The sequence below is a fragment of the Kitasatospora fiedleri genome (genome assembly GCF_948472415.1).
Classification (GTDB): domain Bacteria; phylum Actinomycetota; class Actinomycetes; order Streptomycetales; family Streptomycetaceae; genus Kitasatospora; species Kitasatospora fiedleri.
Genome location: NZ_OX419519.1, coordinates 6,614,841 through 6,632,336, shown reverse-complemented (window position 1 = coordinate 6,632,336; position 17,496 = coordinate 6,614,841). Strand labels below are relative to the sequence as shown.

At 75.1% G+C, this 17,496-nt stretch carries 13 protein-coding genes and 4 pseudogenes; 3 read left to right on the top strand and 14 right to left on the bottom strand.

The genetic code is table 11. The annotated features are described in order from the left end of the window. Positions 1-51 precede the first annotated feature (51 nt). From QMQ26_RS29935 to QMQ26_RS29910, 6 genes are all read right to left on the bottom strand, one after another. Positions 52-849, bottom strand: coding sequence for an urease accessory protein UreF (locus QMQ26_RS29935; RefSeq protein WP_282203399.1), 798 nt, complete (start codon positions 847-849; stop codon positions 52-54). Between the two features lie 3 nt (positions 850-852). After that, positions 853-2,577: an urease subunit alpha gene (gene ureC, locus QMQ26_RS29930; RefSeq protein WP_100839509.1), complete on the bottom strand. Its 1,725-nt coding sequence runs from the start codon at positions 2,575-2,577 to the stop codon at positions 853-855. Further along, on the bottom strand, positions 2,577-3,083 hold the full coding sequence (gene ureB / locus QMQ26_RS29925) for an urease subunit beta (protein WP_282203398.1): 507 nt from the start codon (positions 3,081-3,083) through the stop codon (positions 2,577-2,579). The genes ureC and ureB overlap by 1 nt, the downstream gene beginning before the upstream one ends. Next, the gene (locus QMQ26_RS29920) at positions 3,080-3,991 is read right to left on the bottom strand and encodes a sirohydrochlorin chelatase (protein WP_282203397.1); all 912 of its coding nucleotides are present in this window, start codon (positions 3,989-3,991) and stop codon (positions 3,080-3,082) included. Before QMQ26_RS29920 ends, ureB begins: the two co-directional genes overlap by 4 nt. 2 nt (positions 3,992-3,993) lie before the next feature. After that, positions 3,994-4,299, bottom strand: a complete 306-nt coding sequence (locus QMQ26_RS29915) for an urease subunit gamma (RefSeq protein ID WP_100839511.1) — start codon at positions 4,297-4,299, stop codon at positions 3,994-3,996. Positions 4,300-4,381: 82 nt separating this feature from the next. Next, the gene (locus tag QMQ26_RS29910) at positions 4,382-5,350 is read right to left on the bottom strand and encodes an urea transporter (RefSeq protein WP_282203396.1); all 969 of its coding nucleotides are present in this window, start codon (positions 5,348-5,350) and stop codon (positions 4,382-4,384) included. Between the two features lie 170 nt (positions 5,351-5,520). Between QMQ26_RS29910 and QMQ26_RS29905 the strand changes: the two genes are divergently transcribed. Together QMQ26_RS29905 and QMQ26_RS29900 are read left to right on the top strand one after the other, a co-directional pair. Further along, positions 5,521-6,027, top strand: coding sequence for a FluC/FEX family fluoride channel (locus QMQ26_RS29905; RefSeq protein ID WP_282203395.1), 507 nt, complete (start codon positions 5,521-5,523; stop codon positions 6,025-6,027). Continuing rightward, positions 6,017-6,367 (top strand): annotated as a pseudogene (locus QMQ26_RS29900) (fluoride efflux transporter FluC); the annotation flags it as partial. The gene QMQ26_RS29905 and the pseudogene QMQ26_RS29900, both read left to right, overlap by 11 nt. A 91-nt stretch (positions 6,368-6,458) precedes the next feature. Here the strand turns inward: QMQ26_RS29900 and QMQ26_RS29895 are convergent. After that, positions 6,459-7,735, bottom strand: a pseudogene (locus QMQ26_RS29895) (DUF3533 domain-containing protein). A gap of 276 nt (positions 7,736-8,011) precedes the next feature. On the opposite strand from QMQ26_RS29895, the gene QMQ26_RS29890 reads away from it, so the two are divergent. After that, complete coding sequence (locus QMQ26_RS29890) at positions 8,012-9,022, top strand: helix-turn-helix domain-containing protein (protein WP_282203394.1); 1,011 nt, start codon at positions 8,012-8,014, stop codon at positions 9,020-9,022. 237 nt (positions 9,023-9,259) lie between these two features. Here the strand turns inward: QMQ26_RS29890 and QMQ26_RS29885 are convergent, their stop codons facing one another. From QMQ26_RS29885 to QMQ26_RS29855, 7 genes and pseudogenes are all read right to left on the bottom strand, one after another. Beyond that, positions 9,260-10,399, bottom strand: a complete 1,140-nt coding sequence (locus tag QMQ26_RS29885; RefSeq protein WP_282203393.1) for a tetratricopeptide repeat protein — start codon at positions 10,397-10,399, stop codon at positions 9,260-9,262. A gap of 45 nt (positions 10,400-10,444) precedes the next feature. Beyond that, positions 10,445-11,071, bottom strand: coding sequence for a GNAT family N-acetyltransferase (locus QMQ26_RS29880; RefSeq protein ID WP_282203392.1), 627 nt, complete (start codon positions 11,069-11,071; stop codon positions 10,445-10,447). A 51-nt stretch (positions 11,072-11,122) separates the two neighbouring features. Beyond that, positions 11,123-11,920, bottom strand: a complete 798-nt coding sequence (locus QMQ26_RS29875; protein WP_282203391.1) for an IclR family transcriptional regulator — start codon at positions 11,918-11,920, stop codon at positions 11,123-11,125. Between the two features lie 201 nt (positions 11,921-12,121). Then, positions 12,122-13,582 carry a catalase gene (locus QMQ26_RS29870; RefSeq protein WP_100839518.1) on the bottom strand — a complete coding sequence of 487 codons (1,461 nt, stop codon included), beginning with the start codon at positions 13,580-13,582 and terminating at the stop codon, positions 12,122-12,124. A gap of 200 nt (positions 13,583-13,782) precedes the next feature. Beyond that, positions 13,783-14,805, bottom strand: a pseudogene (gene alc, locus QMQ26_RS29865) (allantoicase); the annotation flags it as partial. Further along, on the bottom strand, positions 14,795-16,180 hold the full coding sequence (gene allB, locus QMQ26_RS29860; RefSeq protein WP_100839520.1) for an allantoinase AllB: 1,386 nt from the start codon (positions 16,178-16,180) through the stop codon (positions 14,795-14,797). The pseudogene alc and the gene allB, both read right to left, overlap by 11 nt. A 112-nt stretch (positions 16,181-16,292) precedes the next feature. Then, a pseudogene (locus QMQ26_RS29855) lies at positions 16,293-17,404 on the bottom strand (glycerate kinase). Between the last annotated feature and the right edge of the window lie 92 nt (positions 17,405-17,496).

Below are 17,496 nucleotides of genomic sequence, written 5' to 3'. Positions count from 1 at the left end.
GTTGCTGCTGGTGGTTGCTGCTGGTTTCCTCCGGCGGTCGCCGCCGGTGGCTCAGCTGGCGAACAGGCGCGCCTCGGCGCGCTCGTGGCGGCCGGACATGATGTCGGAGGCGAAGGCGGTCGACCCGAGGTCGGCCTCCGGACGGGCGAGGGCCGCGCGGACGGTCTCCTCGATGACGGGGGCGGCGCCGCGCAGCAGCACCTGGGCCCTGCGGTGGTCGGTCAGCCGCAGCCGCAGCGCCGCCCCGGCGAAGCTGGCGCTGAACGCGAACAGGTCGCTCGCCACGGCCTGTCCGACCGGCACCCCGGCGGCGGCCTGCACCACGCCGGCCGCGACGGCCTGGCAGCCGGGGGCCCGGCGCTCCTCGACCAGCCGCAGGTAGGCGGCGATCGGGGGGCGGTCGAAGACCTCCGCGGCCAGGTCGAGCAGCTGCCGCCCGGTGCGGGTGGCGGCCTGCCGCATCTCGCGGCTCAACTTGCCCGCGTACAGCCGCCGGTCGACCCGGGCGACGGTGTCCGGCTCCCCCGCGGTGGTGGCCCGGTGGGCCAGCGCGAGGGCGGTGGCGTCGCCCGGGCCGACGGCGTGCCGCAGCAGGTCGGCGAGCAGCGCGGGCAGTGTGTCGGAGGTGACGGCCCCGGCCTGGGCGTAGCCCTCCAGGCTGTGCGAGAGGGTGTAGAAGCCGCTGGGGAACGCGGAGTCGGCGAGCTGGAGGCTGACCAGCAGCGCGGACAGCCCCCCGAGCAGCGGCGGCTGCGACTGCGACTGCGGCCGTGGCTGCGGCTGCGGCTGCTCGGGGGACAGCTGCTCGGGGGACGGGTGGTCCGGGCGGTCGTCCGGGCTGAGGAACATCCGCTACACCACGAAGTACAGCTGGTTGAGCGGCAGCGACTGGGCGGGCTCGATGGTGGCGACCTCGCCGTCCAGGGTGACCTTGAAGGTCTCCGGGTCGACCTCGACCTTCGGCAGCGCGTTGTTGCGCACCATGTTGTGCTTGCCGATCACCCGGGTGCCGCGCACCGGCAGCACCTTGCGCCGCAGGCCGAGCCGCTCGGGGACGCCTGCGGCGATGCCCGCCTGCGACATGAAGGTGACGTGGGTGGACTGCTGGGCCCGGCCGAACTGGCCGAACATCGGCCGGTAGAGCACCGGTTGGGGGGTGGGCAGCGAGGCGTTCGGGTCGCCCATCTGGGCCCAGGAGATGATCCCGCCCTTGATGATCATCTTGGGCTTGGCGGCGAAGGAGTGGATCGGCCAGAGCACGATGTCGGCGAGCTTGCCGGTCTCCAGCGAGCCGACGTGGTCGGCGATGCCGGTGGCGATGGCCGGGTTGATGGTGACCTTGGCCAGGTAGCGCAGCACCCGCTGGTTGTCGTTGCGGGCGCTGTCGCCCTCCAGCGGGCCGCGCTGGTCCTTGCAGTGGTGCGCGATCTGGAAGGTGCGGGTGACGGACTCGCCGACCCGGCCCATCGCCTGCGAGTCGGAGGAGACCATGCTGATCACGCCGAGGTCGTGCAGCACCGACTCGGCGGCGATGGTCTCGGCCCGCACCCGGGAGTCGGCGAAGGACACGTCCTCGGGGATGTCGTGGTTCAGGTGGTGGCAGACCATCACCATGTCGAGCAGCTCGTCCACCGAGTTCTTGGTGTACGGCAGCGTCGGGTTGGTGGACGAGGGCAGCACGTTGGGCTCGCCGGTGACCCGCAGGATGTCGGGGGCGTGGCCGCCGCCCGCGCCCTCGGAGTGGAAGGTGTGGATGGTGCGGCCGTCGAACGCCGAGCGGGTGCTCTCGAAGTAGCCGGACTCGTTGAGGCTGTCGGTGTGGATCGCCACCTGCACGTCGTGCCGGTCGGCGGCGGACAGCGCGGCGTCGATCACCGCCGGGGTGGCGCCCCAGTCCTCGTGCACCTTCAGCGCGCAGGCACCGGCCTCGATCTGCTCGTCCAGCGCGCCGGGCAGGCTGCCGTTGCCCTTGCCCATCAGGCCGATGTTGACCGGCACGTCCTCGCACGCCTCCAGCAGGCGGGCGATGTTGAACGGGCCGGGGGTGCAGGTGGTGCCGTTGGAGCCGTCGGAGGGGCCGGTGCCGCCGCCGATCAGGGTGGTGATGCCGTTGGTCAGCGCCTGCTGGGCCTGCTGTGGGGAGATCAGGTGGACGTGGGTGTCGATCGCCCCGGCGGTGGCGATCAGGTGCTCGCCGGAGATCGCCTCGGTGCCGGGGCCGATCACCAGGCTCGGGTGGACGTCGTTCTGGGTCTGCGGGTTGCCGGACTTGCCGATCCCCGCGATGAACCCGTCCTTGATCCCGATGTCGCACTTGACGATGCCGATCACCGGGTCGATCACCACCACGTTGGTGATCACGGTGTCCAGCGCGCCCTGCGCGGCGGTGGCCTGCGGGTCGGCGCCCATGCCGTCGCGCATGCTCTTGCCGCCGCCGTAGACGATCTCGTCGCCGTACAGGCCCTCGCTGTAGTCCTTCTCCACCTCCACGACCAGGTTGGTGTCGGCGAGTTGGAAGCGGTCGCCGACGGTGGGACCGAACATGTCGGTGTACTGCCGGCGGGTCATGATCGGCATCAGTTGGCGCCCTTCTTCTTGGCGGAGCCCTTGCCCGCGCCCTTGTCGGCGGACTTCCCGGCGGGCTTGGCGGCGGGCCTGCCCCCGGGCTTCGGCTTGTCCTCCGGCTTGTCCTCCGGCTTGTCGGCGGGCGTCTCGGCGGCGCCCTCGAAGCCGAGTTCCAGGGCCCGGTGGAAGGCTTCGAACCGGGCCCGGGAGGAGACCGTGCTGCCGTTGAGCAGGCCGCTGAACCCGACCAGCCGGCCGGTGCCGCCGTACTCGCACAGCTCGACCTCGCGGGTGCCGCCGGGCTCGATCCGCACCGAGGTGCCGGCCGGGATGTTCAGGTGCATGCCGAGCGTCCGGTCGCGGTCGAACCGCAGTGCCGAGTTGACCTCGAAGAAGTGGTAGTGCGAACCGATCTGGATCGCCCGGTCGCCGGTGTTGACCACCTCGACCTTGACGGTGCGCCGGCCCGCGTTGATCTCGATGTCGCCGTCGCCGTACAGGTACGTGCCGAAACTCACTGGTGACTCCTTGCAGCCGTCAGCGGGGACGAGTGGAGGTGCTGCTGCGCCTTCGGGGGCGGCGGGGCGTGGTCGTGGGAGTGGCCCGCCCCGGGCCCGTGGTGCGGATGGTGGTCGTGGGAGTGGCCGCCGTCCGGCCCGTGGGAGTGGCCGCCGTCCGGCCCGTGGCTGTGGCTGTGGCTGTGGCTGTGGGCGGGACCGTGCCGGTCGGCGGCGGCCAGGGCGGCCGCGAGGCCGTCCTCGCCGCTGTCGTGCAGGCGGTGGACGGCGGCGGCGGCCCGGGCGGAGAGCACCGCGGCCAGCGCGGCGGGGCCGAGCAGCGGTCCGGCGTCCAGGACGGTCACCTTGGCGGGGGCCGGCGGCGGGGCGGCGGGCAGGAAGGACGCGGGCAGCACCGCGACCTGCCGGGCCCCGAGCAGCACGCAGCGGCGCACGCCCTCGGCCGGGTCGGGGTCGCCGCCCAGCAGCGCGGTCTGCACCAGCCGGTGCCGCCCGTACCGCCGCACCAGGTGGGCGACCCGGTCCAGTTCGGCGTCCTGGTGGGGGTCGCCGCCGGGGGCGGTGAGCAGCAGCGCGGCCTCGGCGGGGACGGCGGAGGCGGCGGCCCGCAGCCAGCCGACCAGGTGCTCGGGGGCGCCGAACGGGTCGGCGACGGCGACGGTGCGGCGCAGGTCGGGCGGCAGGGCGCGGACGGTGCGGGCGGCGTCGGCGATCAGCCCGGGGTCGCGGCCGAGCGTCATCGGGACGACCGCGGTGTCCTGCCGGGCCGGGCGGGCGGCGAGCGCCCGGTAGAGCTCCCGGCCGCTGGTGACCACGGTGGTGTCCGGCCCGGCGAGCTGCCGCAGGGCGGTGCCGTGCCCGGCTTCGTGCCCGCAGACCGCGAGGACGTGGACCCGGGTGCCGGACACCCTCAGCCCCCGATGGGGTCGTGCACGGAGACCAGCTTGGTGCCGTCCACGAAGGAGGCTTCGACCTGGAGCAGCGGCAGCATCTGTCGCACCCCGTCCATGCAGGCGTCGGCGCCGATCACGTGCCGGCCGAGTTCCATGCAGTCGGCGACGGACCTGCCGTCCCGGGCGGCTTCCAGGATGGCTTCGGTGATCAGCGCGACGGCTTCGCTGTAGTTCAGCTTGAGGCCGCGGCCCTGGCGCTTGCGGGCCAGGTCCGCGACCACGTAGACGACCAGCTTGTCGATCTCGCGGGGCGCGAGGTTCATCGGTGGGTGCCTTCCTCGGACGGGGACGGGGACGGGACGGGGCAGGGCCGGGGTGCGGCAGGGACGGGGTGCGGCGGGGTGCTCAGCCGCTGGCGGCGGCCCGCAGCCTGGGCAGCTGCGGGACGGCGGCCAGCAGCACCCAGGTGGTGAGGATGAACGGCCAGGTGAAGGTGTGGCCGTTGAAGGGTTTGAAGAGCGAGGTGACGGCGGCGGTCAGGCCGGTGGACAGGGCCGCGCCGAACAGCGCGTAGCCCGCGTTCCACGGGGTGGCGGCCAGGAAGACCGCGCCGAGCGCGATGCCGACCAGGACGGCGTTGTAGCCGTAGATGCCGGCGGAGACCTGCGCGGTGGGCGCGCCGAGCGCCCAGGCCGTGACGATGCCGGCGACCGAGCCGAGCGCGGCGGCCAGCAGCACCCGGACGCCCGCGCAGGCCAGGCCGACCAGCATGATCAGGCCGACGTACCAGCTGTCCACCAGGAAGACCTGCGAGACGTTGGCGAAGAAGGCGTGCCACAGGTCGGAGAAGGTGATGCCGGTGTCGCCGCTGGTGGGGTCGGCGACGGGGGCGGGCGCGCCGTGCCAGATCCGGGCGAAGGAGGGGGCCCCGAGCACCATCACCCCGGAGACGACGCAGAACGGGGCGGTCAGCGCGGTCAGTCCGTAGGGCCGCAGCAGGGTGGTGAGCGCGGCGGTCAGGACGGTGCACAGCACGCAGCCGACCGCGGCGAGGACGTACGTGGCGGGGTGGTTGCCGAGCGAGGTGATCAGGGCGATGCCGGTGAGGCAGCCCGAGTAGCCCTGGAGGCCGAGCGCGATGGAGCCGCGGTCGACGCCGAACGCGTGGGCGGCGGCGGTGGAGACCAGCGTGCCGAGGGTGGCGAACAGGCCGACCTTCCAACCGGCCGCCCAGAGCCCGGCGAGGATGAACGCCCCGGTGAGCAGCTGCGGTTGCAGGTCGACCTGCCCGACGCCGCGCAGCGAGGCGGCCAGGTAGGCCGGCGGCTCGCGCTCCAGGAAGCTGCGGGAACGCTCCTCGGCTCCGTGCGTCACGTCTCGCTCCCGAATGTCCGCGGACCGGCGGTCTGCGTCAAATACGCTGTTTCGTACCGAACATGACCGCTTGTCACTTCTTATCCCGTTCCGTCCGACCGGCCGGACGGGTCATCCACGTGTTCGCGCTTTTCGCCCGATCGGCCCACGGCGTCCCTCGGAGGAGCCCGATGACCAACCCGTACCTCGACCTGAAGGACCGCCCGGGCCGTCCGGCCCGGCCCCCGGGCCACGCCCACTCCGAGCACGCCCCGGGCCGGCAACTGCCGGTGGTCGGCGCGGTGGCGGTGGGCGGGGCGTTCGGCGCGAGGGCCCGCTACGGGGTGGAGCGGCTGTGGCCGACGACGGGCACGGCGTTCCCGTGGCCGATCCTCGCCGTCAACACGGTGGGCTGCCTGGTGATGGGCGCCCTGATGACGGTGCTGGCGGCCCGCTTCCCCCGGCAGAAGCGGCTGGCGGGCGCCCTGCTGGGCACCGGCTTCCTCGGCGGGTTCACCACCTTCTCCCACTACACGGACAACGTGCGGGAGTTGGTGCGCGGCGACGCCTACGGCACCGCCGCGGCCTACCTGTTGCTGACGGTACTGGCGGCGCTGGCGGGCGTGGTGCTGGGCGTGTTCGCGGCCCGCGCCGCGGTGGGCGTCCCGGCGCACCAGGAGACGTCCGGTGGTCGCTGACTGGCTACTCGTCCTGGCCGGCGGCCTGCTCGGCGCGCCGGCCCGCTACCTGACCGGGGTGGCCGTCAAGTCCCGGGTGCGCAGCCCGTTCCCGTACGGGACGCTGGCCGCCAACGCCGCGGCCTGCCTGCTGCTCGGCTTCCTCTCCGAGGCGGCGCTGCGCGACCGCCTGGACACCGGCGGACTGCTGCTGCTGGGCACGGGTTTCTGCGGGGCGCTGTCGACCTGGTCGACCTTCTCGTACGAGGTGTTCACGCTGGCCTCGACCCGGCGGCTGGCGCTGTCGGGGCTGTACCTGGCGGTCTCGGTGCTGCTCGGCACGGCGCTGTCGTTCGCGGGCGGGGGTGGCGGGCGCGGTGTGGTGACGGCCCGCCGGACGCCTGGCGGGGGCGGGCGCCCGGCGGCGGTGACGGCGGTCCGGAGCCGGGGGTTCAGGAGCGGTGGCCGGGTTCGAAGCGCATGCCCCGGCGGTCGTAGTAGCGGGTCATGCCGAAGCCGAAGGCCAGGGCCACCACGACGCCCAGCAGCAGCATCAGCCAGCCGCGGACCAGCCCGGCGCCGGCCTGCGCGTCGAAGTACAGGATCGACCGGACGGCGTCGACCATCTGCCGCATCGGCTCGAACACCCCGAGGAAGCGGTAGAAGCCGGGCGAGGCGCTGAGCGGCACGGTCGCGCCGGAGGCGGGCAGGTCGAAGGCGATGAAGACGAACATCGCGATCAACTGCCCGACGTTGCCGAACGCGGCGATGATCGCCAGCACGCCCAGGCCGACCGTGGTGACGGCGCAGTAGGAGTACAGCCACAGCTGCCAGGCGTGCGGGGCCTCCATGCCCAGGATGGTGACCGCGGCGAGCATCACCAGGCTGGCGGAGACCAGCGCGACGGCCGCCGTCATGCCCATCTTGGCCAGCAGGACCTGGGTGCGGCTGATCCGCAGGGTGGGTTCGCGCAGGTGGAAGGGGCCGATCTCGGCGTCCGCGAAGCCCATCGAGACGTCGAGTCCGGCGTGCACGATGTTGGCGGTCATGAAGCCCGCCAGGAGCAGCAGCAGGGTGAAGTAGAACGCGCCGAGGCCGGAGCCGCTGTGCTCGCCGATCGGGTGGCCCACCTCGGTGACCACCTCGACCGGGTCGGCCAGGAACACCTTGGCGGTCTCGGTGGTGGCGGTGGCGGCCAGTTGCCCGCCGATCGCCAGCGAGACCCGGTGCGCGGCGTCCTGGTTGACCTGGCTCGCGATGCCGGAACCGAGGCTGCCCGTCCCGGGGTTGGTGAGCACCTGGAGCTTCGGGCGGGCGGGGGCGTCGGCGGTGGTCAGCGCGGCCACCGCGCGGGAGAAGTCCTCGGGACCACCAGGGCCCCGTACACCTTGCCGGAGGAGAGCTGGCGCTGGGCCTCCGCCCGGCTGACCCGCCGCCAGTCGATCTCGCCGGCCGGGGTGCCGGCCGCCACCTGCTCCACGACCTGCGCGCCGAGCGGGCCGGACTGCCCCGGCAGCGGCGGGCCCGCGTCGGAGTCGACCAGGGCGATCGGCATCCGGTGCAGGTGCTTCTGCGGCGCCAGGATGTTGCCCATGTAGAGCAGGGACAGGCCCAGCGCGACCAGGGCGCTGAGCACCACGGGGGTCAGCCAGTTCCGCCGGCGTCCCAGCACCCGCCGGGCGTCGGCCGACCGGTCGGGGGTCTCGGGGGGTGTCCCGGTGCTCGCCATGGTGCTCCGCGCGGTCGTGTGCCACGGCCGGGGCCCGCTGCCGGGGTCCGGCCCGTGCCCCGACGGGGCACTGGAGTGACAATATGCGCAAAACGGAAATTCTTCGGGGATCAACGCACGCACCGTCAGTCCTGTCCGCTCCCGGCGCTGCTGACACACCGCCGGGGCGCGGCGGACCGGACCGGGACCGGCGGAGCGGCGGGCCGATGCGCCTGGGATGCTGGACGGGCCGTCGGAGGGAGCCGTACGGCACCGCCGGCCGGAGGGGGACCGAGCATGACCACGACGGCGGGGCCCGAGCCCCGGACCCGGGACGCGGACCCGGGCGAGCACTTCGAGCGGTGGCGGGACCTGATCGCGCGGACCCGGGACGCCGAGACCAGCAGCCCGTACGCCGACCGGTTCGAGGCCGAGCTGCGCCACCTGCAGCTCGGGCCGGTGACCTTCCTCGGCACGTCCTTCCCGCACGCGCGGTTCCGGCGCTCCGCCACCCGGGTCCGGCGCTCCGACCCCGCCCTCATGCACCTGACCCTGGTGCTGGACGGCGTGCTGAGCCTGTCCCTCCCCGACGAGCCCGCCCGGGAGTTCCACCGCGGCGACCTCAGCCTGGCCACCAGCTCCCGCCCGTACGACATGCGGGCGTTCGGGGTCCGGCCCCCCGGGGTGGACCGGCCCCGGGTCGACGCCGTGGGCATCGACTTCCCGAGCGAGCTGCTGCCGGTGCCGCCGGAGCGGCTGCGGTCGGTGCTGAACCGCGGCTTCCGCGCGCGGACCGGCACCGCGGGGCTGGTGCCGGACTTCCTGCTCAGCCTGGACCGGCAGGCCGCCCACCTGGGCCCCGCCGCCGCGGAGCGGCTGGGCCCGATCGTCCTCGACCTGGTGGCCGCCTGGCTGACCGAGGAGATCGAGGCGACGGGCGAACTGCCGCCGACCGCCCGGCGGCGCGCCCTGGTCGAGAACGTCCGGGCCTTCGTCCGGCGCAACCTGCACGACCCGGCGCTGACGCCCGCGCTGATCGCCGAGGCGCACCACGTCTCGGTCAGCTACCTGCACCGGGTCTTCACCGAGGAGAACGACGGCGAGACCGTCGCCGCCTGGGTCCGCCGCCGGCGCCTGGAGCGGGCCCACCGCGACCTCGCCGACCCCGCACTGCGCGGCACCCCCGTCCACGTCCTGGCGGTCCGCTGCGGCATCCCGCGCCCCGACGCCTTCAGCCGCGCCTTCCGCGCCGCGTACGGGATCTCCCCGCGCGACCACCGCCACCGGTCGCTGGACGGCGGACAGTAGACGCGGCGTCAACCCACCGGCGACGCGCTGCCAATCCGGCGCGGACCCGGCTGGCTACCGTGGTCGACGCGAGGGGGCCCTGGCCGCTCGGGGCTCCTCGCGGTCGACGCGACAGCCGCCCACGGGGGACCCGACCGGCGCTGGAGGGGACGCGTCGACCGGCACGGGCCCGGCGGCCGGACCGGATCGCCCCCGGTCCGGCCGCCGGGCCGCCGCCCGGCGGACCGACGGCCCGGGTCAGCCCGCCAGCGCCGCCCGGGCGGCGGCGGCGCCGTGGTGCCCGGTCCCGAAGTACGCCTCCCAGTCGGCGAGCGCGGCCTCCAACGTCCCGTTGCCGCTGCCCTGCCTGGCCTCGGCGGTGCCGAGGACGGTGCGCAGCTCCAGGGCCCGGTGGGTGGGGCGGTCGCCGGCCGGGCAGAGGGCGAGGCCCGCGCGGGCGGCCCGTTCGGCGGCGGCCGGGTCGTCCTCGGCCAGGTGCAGGCGGGCGGTGGCCAGGTCGAGCGCGGAGCGGTCGGTGTCGGACGGGGCGGGCAGCCGGTCGGCGACGGCCCGCGCGGTGTCCAGTGCCGTGCGTGCCTCCTCGGTGCGGCCCTGGCCGAGCAGGGCGCGGGAGAGGTTGACGTGCAGGATCAGCGCGAACTGTCGGACGTCGGGGGGTGCGGCCAGCACCCGGCGCAGCAGGGTCTCGGCGTCGGCGTGCCGGCCGCGCAGGGTGAGGCTCATCGCCAGGCTGTTGTCGGCCGATCCCCTGGTCAGACCGGCCTCGGGGCCGGATGCCCGGACGGACTCCGCCCTGAGCCGGGCCGCCCCGCGCTCGACCGCCTCGTGCTCGCCCAGGTAGGCGAGTTCGGTCAGCCGGTTGCTCTCGGCCACCAGCGTGAAGCCGTCGTGCTCCCGGCGGGCGGTGGTGGCGGCCTCGGCGTACTGCTCGGCGGCCTCCCGGTGTCGCCCCAGCTCGGCCAGCAGGGCCGCGCTCACGTGCCGGGCCCGCACCGCCCGGGCGGGCGAAGCGTCCACCGCCAGGGCGCGGCCGATCTCCTCGACCGCCTCCGGGTGCCGCCCCGCGCGGCGCAGCAGGGTGGCGAGCGCGGTGCGCAGCAGCGCTTCCGCGTCGGGCTTCGGGCCGCCGGCGGCCAGCGCGGCCCGCAGGTCGCGTTCCGCCTCCGCCGGGCGGCCCTGCGCCTGGAGCGTGCGGCTCACCGTGACGAGCGCGCCCGCGGTCTCCGGCGCGCCGGGGCCGGCCGCCCGGCCGTACAGTGCGGCGGCCTGCCGGGCCAGGCGTTCGGCCTCCGCGAACCCGCCGCCCGTCTCGGCCTGGTGGGCCTCGTCCAGCAGGTCGGCGGCCTGCTGGAGCCTGCGTCCCGCGAGCAGCCTCATCCTCGTCCTCCCCTTTTCGACCGGCGGTGATCGTAACGGGGCGGCTCAGTCGGTGGTGCGGCGGCCCAGGTAGGTGAGCGGGCCCGGGTCGGGGACGGGGATGGGGTGGAAGCCGAGGCGGTCGTAGAAGGGGCGGGCGGCGGTGTTGGCGGTGACCATGCCGAGGTGGACCCGCGGGACGCCCTTGGCGGCCAGCGCGGCGAGCAGGGTGTGGATCAACTCCCTTCCGTAGCCGGCCCGCTGGTGGCTGGGCAGCAGGTCGATGTGCAGGTGGGCGGGGTAGTCGGCGAGTTCGGGCAGCACCATCCGCTCGGGGGTGTGCATCAGGTCGATCATCGTCTCGCCGGGGGTGGCCGGGGCGCCGGTCGGCGGCGGGTAGCGGTCGGCGAGGGTGGGCAGCCACTCGTCCCGGAAGCGGCGGACGAAGGTGGGGGTGTCCGCGGTCGCCACCACGTACCCGACCGCGCGCTCGCCGTCGTCCAGCACGAAGGACAGGTCCGGTTCGAGCTCGGCGTACGGGGCGGCGAAGATGTTCGGCAGCAGGTCGAGGTCGGGGTAGGTCTGCCGGGAGTCGCCGCCGAGCTCGCCGGTGCGCACGCAGACGTCGAACAGGGCGGCCCGGTCGGTGGGCCGGTAGGGCCGGACGACGGCCCGGGGCGAGTGATCGTTCATCGGGTCATCCTCGCCGCCCGCCCCCGTTTCGTACAGCGGTTTGACGGTCGGTCAGACCGCCATCGCCAGCATCAGCGGCGTCGCCCGGACGGCCAGCAGCTCGGCGGCCTCGCGCAGCCGGTGCGCCTGGGCGACCGGCAGCGAGGTGGCCAGGCAGCCGACGGTGCTCCCGGCGACGATCGGGACGGCCGCGCAGACCGTGTCCATCGAGTACTCCTGGAGGTCCAGCACCGGGACGGTGGCGGGCTGCCGGTCGAGCCGGTGCAGCAGCCGGTCGGTCTCGGTGATGGTGCGCGCGGTCAGCCGGGCGGCCGGGTGCCGGGCCAGGTGGTCGAGCCGGGCGTCGTGGTCGAGTTGCGCGAGCAGGCACTTGCCGATCGCGGAGGCGTGCGCGGTGGCCCGGAAGTCCGCCCACTCGTGCACCGCCGGGGCGTCCTCGGCGGCGCTCACCGCCTCCACCGAGAGTTCGCCGTCGTGGTAGCGGCTGAAGTAGACGGCCGCGCCCAGCTCTTCGCGCAGCTCCTCCAGCCGGTGGTGCAGCCGGGCCCGCACCATCGGTTCCCGGTGCTGGGTGCCCAGCAGGGTGAACGCCCCGCCCAGCGCCCAGCCGCCGTCCAGCCCGACCAGGTACCCCTCGGTCTCCAACTCATCGGCCAGCGCCCGCAGTTGCTCCTCCGGGACGGACAGCTCCCGAGCCAGCTCGGCCAGCGTCGCCCCGGCCGGGCGGCGGTCCACCGCCTCCAGCAGTCGCAGCGCCCGCCGCAGCACCCCGAACGGCCCGCTCCCGCCCGACCCGCCCCCGCCCGGCCCGAGCAACCCGTCACGCCGGCCCCTGCGCACCGTCGACATGGCTCCGCCCCTCCCCGCCGGTCCCGCCTTCCGCCCAGCGTAGCCAGCGCACCGCCCGCGCACCGTCCCCTCACCGGATATTCGCCCCCACGGAGGGTCGCCCCCTTGACACGCATATGCCGGACCGGCCCCGGCGCGCGCACGCCGGGGCCGGTCCGGCCGGACGGACGCCGGGGCCGGTCCGGCCGGACGGACGCCGGGTCAGTCCTCCTGGGCCGCGCGGAGGGCGGCGACGGCCGCGGCGAGGCGGCTGCCGTAGTCCGGGTCGGCGGCGTGGAAGTGGGCGAGGTTCTTCTCGACCACGTCGTCCCGGCCGACCTGGGCGAGCGAGCCCGCCAGATTGGCGATCAGGCGGGACTTCTCGTCCGCCGTCATCAGCCGGTAGAGCTCGCCGGCCTGGAAGAAGTCGTCGTCCTTGCTGTGGGCGGGGGTGGTGTGGGTGCCGGTGTGGCCGGAGAGCGGCTGCGGGGCGTGCAGCGGCTCGTCGGTCTGGGCGGGGCCGCCGTACGAGTTGGGCTCGTAGTTCCTGTTCCGGCCGTTCGGGTTCAGCGCGGCGTACCCGTCCTGCCCGTAGTTGGCCGCCCCGGCCGCCCGCGGGGCGTTGACCGGCAGCTGGGTGTGGTTGACGCCGAGCCGGTAGCGCTGGGCGTCGGCGTAGGCGAACAGCCGCCCCTGGAGCATCTTGTCGGGCGACGGGCCGATGCCGGGCACGAAGTTGTTCGGCGAGAACGCGGCCTGCTCGACCTCGGCGAACACGTTCTCCGGGTTCCGGTTCAGCACCAGCCGGCCGACCCTGACCAGCGGGTGGTCGGCGTGCGGCCACACCTTGGTGACGTCGAACGGGTTGAACCGGTAGTCGGCGGCGTCCTCCACCGGCATCAGCTGCACGTACAGCGTCCAGGACGGGAACACCCCGCGCTCGATCGCCTGGCGCAGGTCCCGCTGGTGGCTGTCGGCGTCCCCGCCGGCGGTCTGCGCGGCCTGCTCCGCGTCCAGTGAGCGGATGCCCTGGTTGGTCTTGAAGTGGTACTTCACCCAGTGCGCCCGGCCCTCGGCGTTGACCCACTGGTAGGTGTGCGAGCCGAAGCCGTTCATGTGCCGGTACGAGGCCGGGATGCCGCGGTCGCCGAACAGCCAGGTGATCTGGTGGGTGGAGGCCGGGGAGTGCGCCCAGAAGTCCCAGACGTTGTCGGGCTCCTGGACGCCGGTGTACGGGTCGCGCTTCTGCGAGTGGATGAAGTCCGGGAACTTGAGCGGGTCCTTGATGAAGAACACCGGGGTGTTGTTGCCGACCAGGTCGTAGTTGCCCTGCTCGGTGTAGAACTTGACGGCGAAGCCGCGCGGGTCGCGCACCGCGTCGGTGGAGCCCAGCGCGCCCGCGACGGTCGAGAAGCGCAGGAACAGCTCGGTGCGCTTGCCGACCGCCGAGAGGAACGCGGCCCTGGTGTACCGCGAGACGTCGTCGGTCACCTCGAAGTACCCGTACGCGCCCGACCCGCGGGCGTGCACCACCCGCTCCGGGACGCGCTCCCGGTTGAACCGGGCCAGCTTCTCCAGCAGGTGCTGGTCCTGGAGCAGCAGCGGGCCGTACTCGCCCGCCGAAGCGCTGTTCTGGTTGTCGGCGACGGGTGCGCCGGACTCGGTGGTGAGGGTTCTGGGCATGGTGATCCTTCGGACGTGTGGAGGAGGAGACTCTGCGGCGGGCGCGCCCGGACCCCGGTGGGCGCGCCCCCGGGATCAGCTCTCGTGGAGCGGGCGGATGGCCGTCGCGTCGGTGAGGGCCGGGCCTCGGCGAGGTCCGCGGGGAGGCCGGCCGCGGCGAGGGCCTCGCGGGCCTCGCGGAGCGGGAGCGCGTTGAACCAGCGCAGGGCCAGCGCGTCCTGGCCGGCGGGGGTGAGGCGGCCGGTGAGGCGCAGGCGGGCGAGGCCGCCGTCGGGGTAGACGTTGATCCGGACGTGGGTGACGGGGGTGCCCGCGGGGAGCCGGTAGCGGTGGCGGGTGTCGGGCTGTAGGCGGGTGCGCGGCAGCAGGACGGTCTCGGTCTCGCCGTCGGTGCCGACGAGTTCGGCCCAGCCGGGGGCGTTGGCGACGAAGCAGGAGGTGTCCACCTCCGCCGCCAGCACCTCGCCGCCCCCGGCCAGGGCCACTCGCACCCAGTCGTTGGCCTTGTCGCGCCGACGCCGGGTCTCCCAGCCGTCGCCCATGACGGTGGCTCGGCCGGGAGCGTTCAGGTGGTGCGGGGAGGAGAAGTAGCGGTCGGAGGCGGCCTCGGCGACGCCGCCGTGCTCCTGGGCGGCGAGGTCGAAGGTGAGGCCGGCCAGCTCGCGCGGGTCGGGCAGCACCTCGCCGTGCACCCGCAGGCGGGCGACGCCGCCGTCCGGCCAGATGTTCAGGCGGACGTGGGTCCAGCGGGTCGGGTCGTCGACCGGGAACCGGTGCGCGGTGTCGCCCTTGAGCGCGGTGCGCGGGACGAGGTCCGTCCACTCGGCGGCGGCCAGCTCCTCGGGCGAGGGGTGGCCGGGGACGGACGCGGCCTGCACGGAGGCGGTCTCGGGGTAGTTGCCGGTGAAGTGGGCGGTGTCGACGACCACGCCGCGGACGCGGCCCGCGGCGCCGAGCCGGACGATCGCCCAGTCGTGGTCGTCCTCGGCGGGGTGCGGCTGCTCGGCGCTGGCGCCGCGGCGGCGGCGGGACTCCCAGCCGTCCATGATCTGGCCCTTGTGGCCGAAGGTGTGCGGGCGGAACTCGGCCGGCTTGGCGACCAGCAGGTTCTCGGCGTCCGCGAAGGTGTCCTCGTTGGTGGCGACCACGCCCGCGCCGAGCAGCCGGGAGGCCAGGTCGACCAGCTCGGTGAACGGCGCGTCCGGGGTCAGGTCAGTACTCAACTGGTGCTCCTTCGTTCGGCGTTCGGGGTCGGGTGAGCTGCCGGCCGTGCGGGGCGCCGTCGGGGTCGACGGGCCGTCCGCGCAGCCAGGTGTGCCGGACCAGCCCGGTGAGGGTGCGGCCCGCGTACGGGGTGACCGGGTTCTTGTGGTGGAGGCGCTCGGCGCGGACGGTCAGTTCGCCGTCCGGGTCGAAGGCCACCAGGTCGGCGTCGTACCCGGGCGCGATGGCGCCCTTGGTGCCGGTCAGGCCGACCAGTGCGGCGGGGCCGGCGGACATCCAGCGGACCACGTCCGCCAGGGTGTGGCCGCGCCGGCGGGCCTCGGTCCAGACGGCGGGCAGGCCCAGTTGCAGGGAGGCGATGCCGCCCCAGGCGGCGGCGAAGTCGCCGCTGCCGCCGTGCCGCCGGAGGAGTTTGAGGTCGGGGGTGGAGGGCGAGTGGTCGGAGACCACGGCGGTGAACTCGCCGTCGGCGAGGGCCTGCCAGAGCAGGTCGCGGTTGGACTCGTCGCGGATCGGCGGGCAGCACTTGAAGGCGGTGTCCCCGTCGGGGACCTCCTCGGCGGCCAGGGTCAGGTAGTGCGGGCAGGTCTCGGCGGTGACCTGGACGCCGTCCGCGCGGGCCCGGCGCAGCAGCGGCAGGACGGCGGCGGAGGAGACGTGCAGGACGTGCACCCGGGCGCCGGTGCGGCGGGCGGCGGCCAGCAGGGCGGCGACCGCGGCGGCCTCGGCGCCGTCCGGGCGGGAGGCCAGGAAGTCGCGGTAGTGGGCGCCGGGCACCTGGGGGGCGGCGTCCAGCACGGCCGGGTCCTCGGCGTGGATGATCGCCAGCGCGCCGAGCCGGGCCTGTTCGGCCAGCGCGGACTCCAGGTCGGCGGGGGTGGCCAGGTGCGGGAACTCCTCCACCCCGGACGGGGCGAGGAAGGACTTGAAGCCGAACACCCCTTCCCGGTGCAGGAGTTCGAGGTCACCGGTGTTGCCGGGGACGGCCCCGCCCCAGAAGCCCAGGTCGACCCAGGTCTGGCCCTCGGCGGTCTTCCGCTTGGCGGCCAGGCCCTGGACGGTGGTGGTCGGCGGGATCGAGTTGAGCGGCATGTCGACGATCGTGGTGACGCCGCCGGCCGCGGCGGCCCTGGTCGCGGAGGCGAAGCCCTCCCAGTCGGTGCGGCCGGGCTCGTTGACGTGCACGTGGGTGTCGACCAGGCCGGGCAGCAGGGCGGTGGCGCCCAGGTCGGTGAGCGGCCGGCCGTCGGCGGGCAGGGTGCCGTGCGGGGCGACCCGCTCGATCCGCCCGGCCCGCACCAGCACGTCGGCGGGGCGTTCGCCGTCCGGCAGGACCACCCGCCGGGAGCGGATCACCGCGGCGTCGATGGGCATGAGGGGACCTCCGAGCGTCGTGAGGGCGAGGGTGGGTCGAAGGAGTGCTGGGAGCCTAGGCTCGCCTTCAACAAAACGTCAATGTGTGAACGTACGAGAGTGCGACGGTCCGTCAGCGCAGCAGCGCGGCCGCCAGCCGCTCCCCCGCGAGCTCCGCGAGTTCGCCCGCCCGGGCCATCGACTCCGCCGGACCGCCCGCCAGCTCGGCCAGCGCCAGCGCCTCGACGAAGCCCGCCGCCCGCCACTCCCGCTCGGCGAGCTCCAGCCGTCCGGCCACCGCCGCCACCGGCACCCCGGCCCGGGCCGCCGCCGCGGCCACCCCCGCCGGGGCCTTGCCGTGCAGGGTCTGCGCGTCCAGACAGCCCTCGCCGGTCACCACCAGGCGCGCCCCGCGCACCGCCCGCTCGAAGCCCAGCAGCTCCAGCAGCAGCTCGATGCCCGGGCGCATCGTCGCCCCCAGCAGCGCCAGCGCGGCGAAACCCACCCCGCCGGCCGCGCCCGCGCCCGGCGCGTCCCGGACCTCACGGCCCGTCAGCCCGGCGACCGCGTCCGCCCAGCGGGTCAGCCCCTCCTCCAGCACCACCAGGTCGGCGGCGTCCGCGCCCTTCTGCGGGCCGTACACGGCCGCCGCCCCGCGCGGGCCCAGCAGCGGGTTGTCCACGTCGCACGCGACGACCACCTCCACCCCGCGCAGCCCGTCCGCGAGCGGGCCCGGCTCCACCCGCGCCAGCCGCCGCAGGGCGGCCCCGCCGGGCGGCAGCGGCGCGCCGTCCGCGTCGTACAGCTCGACGCCCAGCGCCTGCACCAGGCCCGCGCCGCCGTCGGTGCAGGCGCTCCCCCGAGGCCCAGCACCACCCGGGTCGCCCCGAGCGAGACCGCCTTCGCGACCAGCTGCCCGACCCCGTACGAGCCGGCGGCCAGCGGCGCCGTCCGGCCGCCGGGCAGCCGGGCCAGCCCGGACGCCTGCGCCAGCTCGACCACCGCGGTCTCCCCCTTCACCGCCAGCCCCGCGACCACCGGCAGGCCGGTCGGCCCGGCGACCTTCACCTCCACCCGGGAGAACCCGGCCGCGAGCGCCGCCGCCAGCGTCCCCTCCCCGCCGTCGGCCACCGGCAGCTCGCGCACCTCCACCCCGGGCACCGCCCGCCGGATGCCGGCCGCGATCCGCGCGGCGACCTCGGCGCCCTCCAGCGACCCCTTGAACTTGTCGGGGGCGACGACCACATGACCTCGCACGGCACCGGGCCTTTCTGCAGAAACGAGCGGGCGGAACGGGGCCCGGGGACGGCGGCGGGGTCCGGGCCCCCGGACGCGCG

What these genes read in the sequence shown, in the direction of transcription:
- QMQ26_RS29885 (WP_282203393.1), bottom strand. Translation starts at nt 10,399, where the DNA reads ATGAGGCTGCTCGCGGGACGCAGGCTCCAGCAGGCCGCCGACCTGCTG.
- QMQ26_RS29935 (WP_282203399.1), bottom strand. Translation starts at nt 849, where the DNA reads ATGTTCCTCAGCCCGGACGACCGCCCGGACCACCCGTCCCCCGAGCAG.
- QMQ26_RS29915 (WP_100839511.1), bottom strand. Translation starts at nt 4,299, where the DNA reads ATGAACCTCGCGCCCCGCGAGATCGACAAGCTGGTCGTCTACGTGGTC.
- QMQ26_RS29880 (WP_282203392.1), bottom strand. Translation starts at nt 11,071, where the DNA reads ATGAACGATCACTCGCCCCGGGCCGTCGTCCGGCCCTACCGGCCCACC.
- ureC (WP_100839509.1), bottom strand. Translation starts at nt 2,577, where the DNA reads ATGCCGATCATGACCCGCCGGCAGTACACCGACATGTTCGGTCCCACC.
- QMQ26_RS29905 (WP_282203395.1), top strand. Translation starts at nt 5,521, where the DNA reads ATGACCAACCCGTACCTCGACCTGAAGGACCGCCCGGGCCGTCCGGCC.
- QMQ26_RS29870 (WP_100839518.1), bottom strand. Translation starts at nt 13,582, where the DNA reads ATGCCCAGAACCCTCACCACCGAGTCCGGCGCACCCGTCGCCGACAAC.
- QMQ26_RS29890 (WP_282203394.1), top strand. Translation starts at nt 8,012, where the DNA reads ATGACCACGACGGCGGGGCCCGAGCCCCGGACCCGGGACGCGGACCCG.
- allB (WP_100839520.1), bottom strand. Translation starts at nt 16,180, where the DNA reads ATGCCCATCGACGCCGCGGTGATCCGCTCCCGGCGGGTGGTCCTGCCG.
- QMQ26_RS29875 (WP_282203391.1), bottom strand. Translation starts at nt 11,920, where the DNA reads ATGTCGACGGTGCGCAGGGGCCGGCGTGACGGGTTGCTCGGGCCGGGC.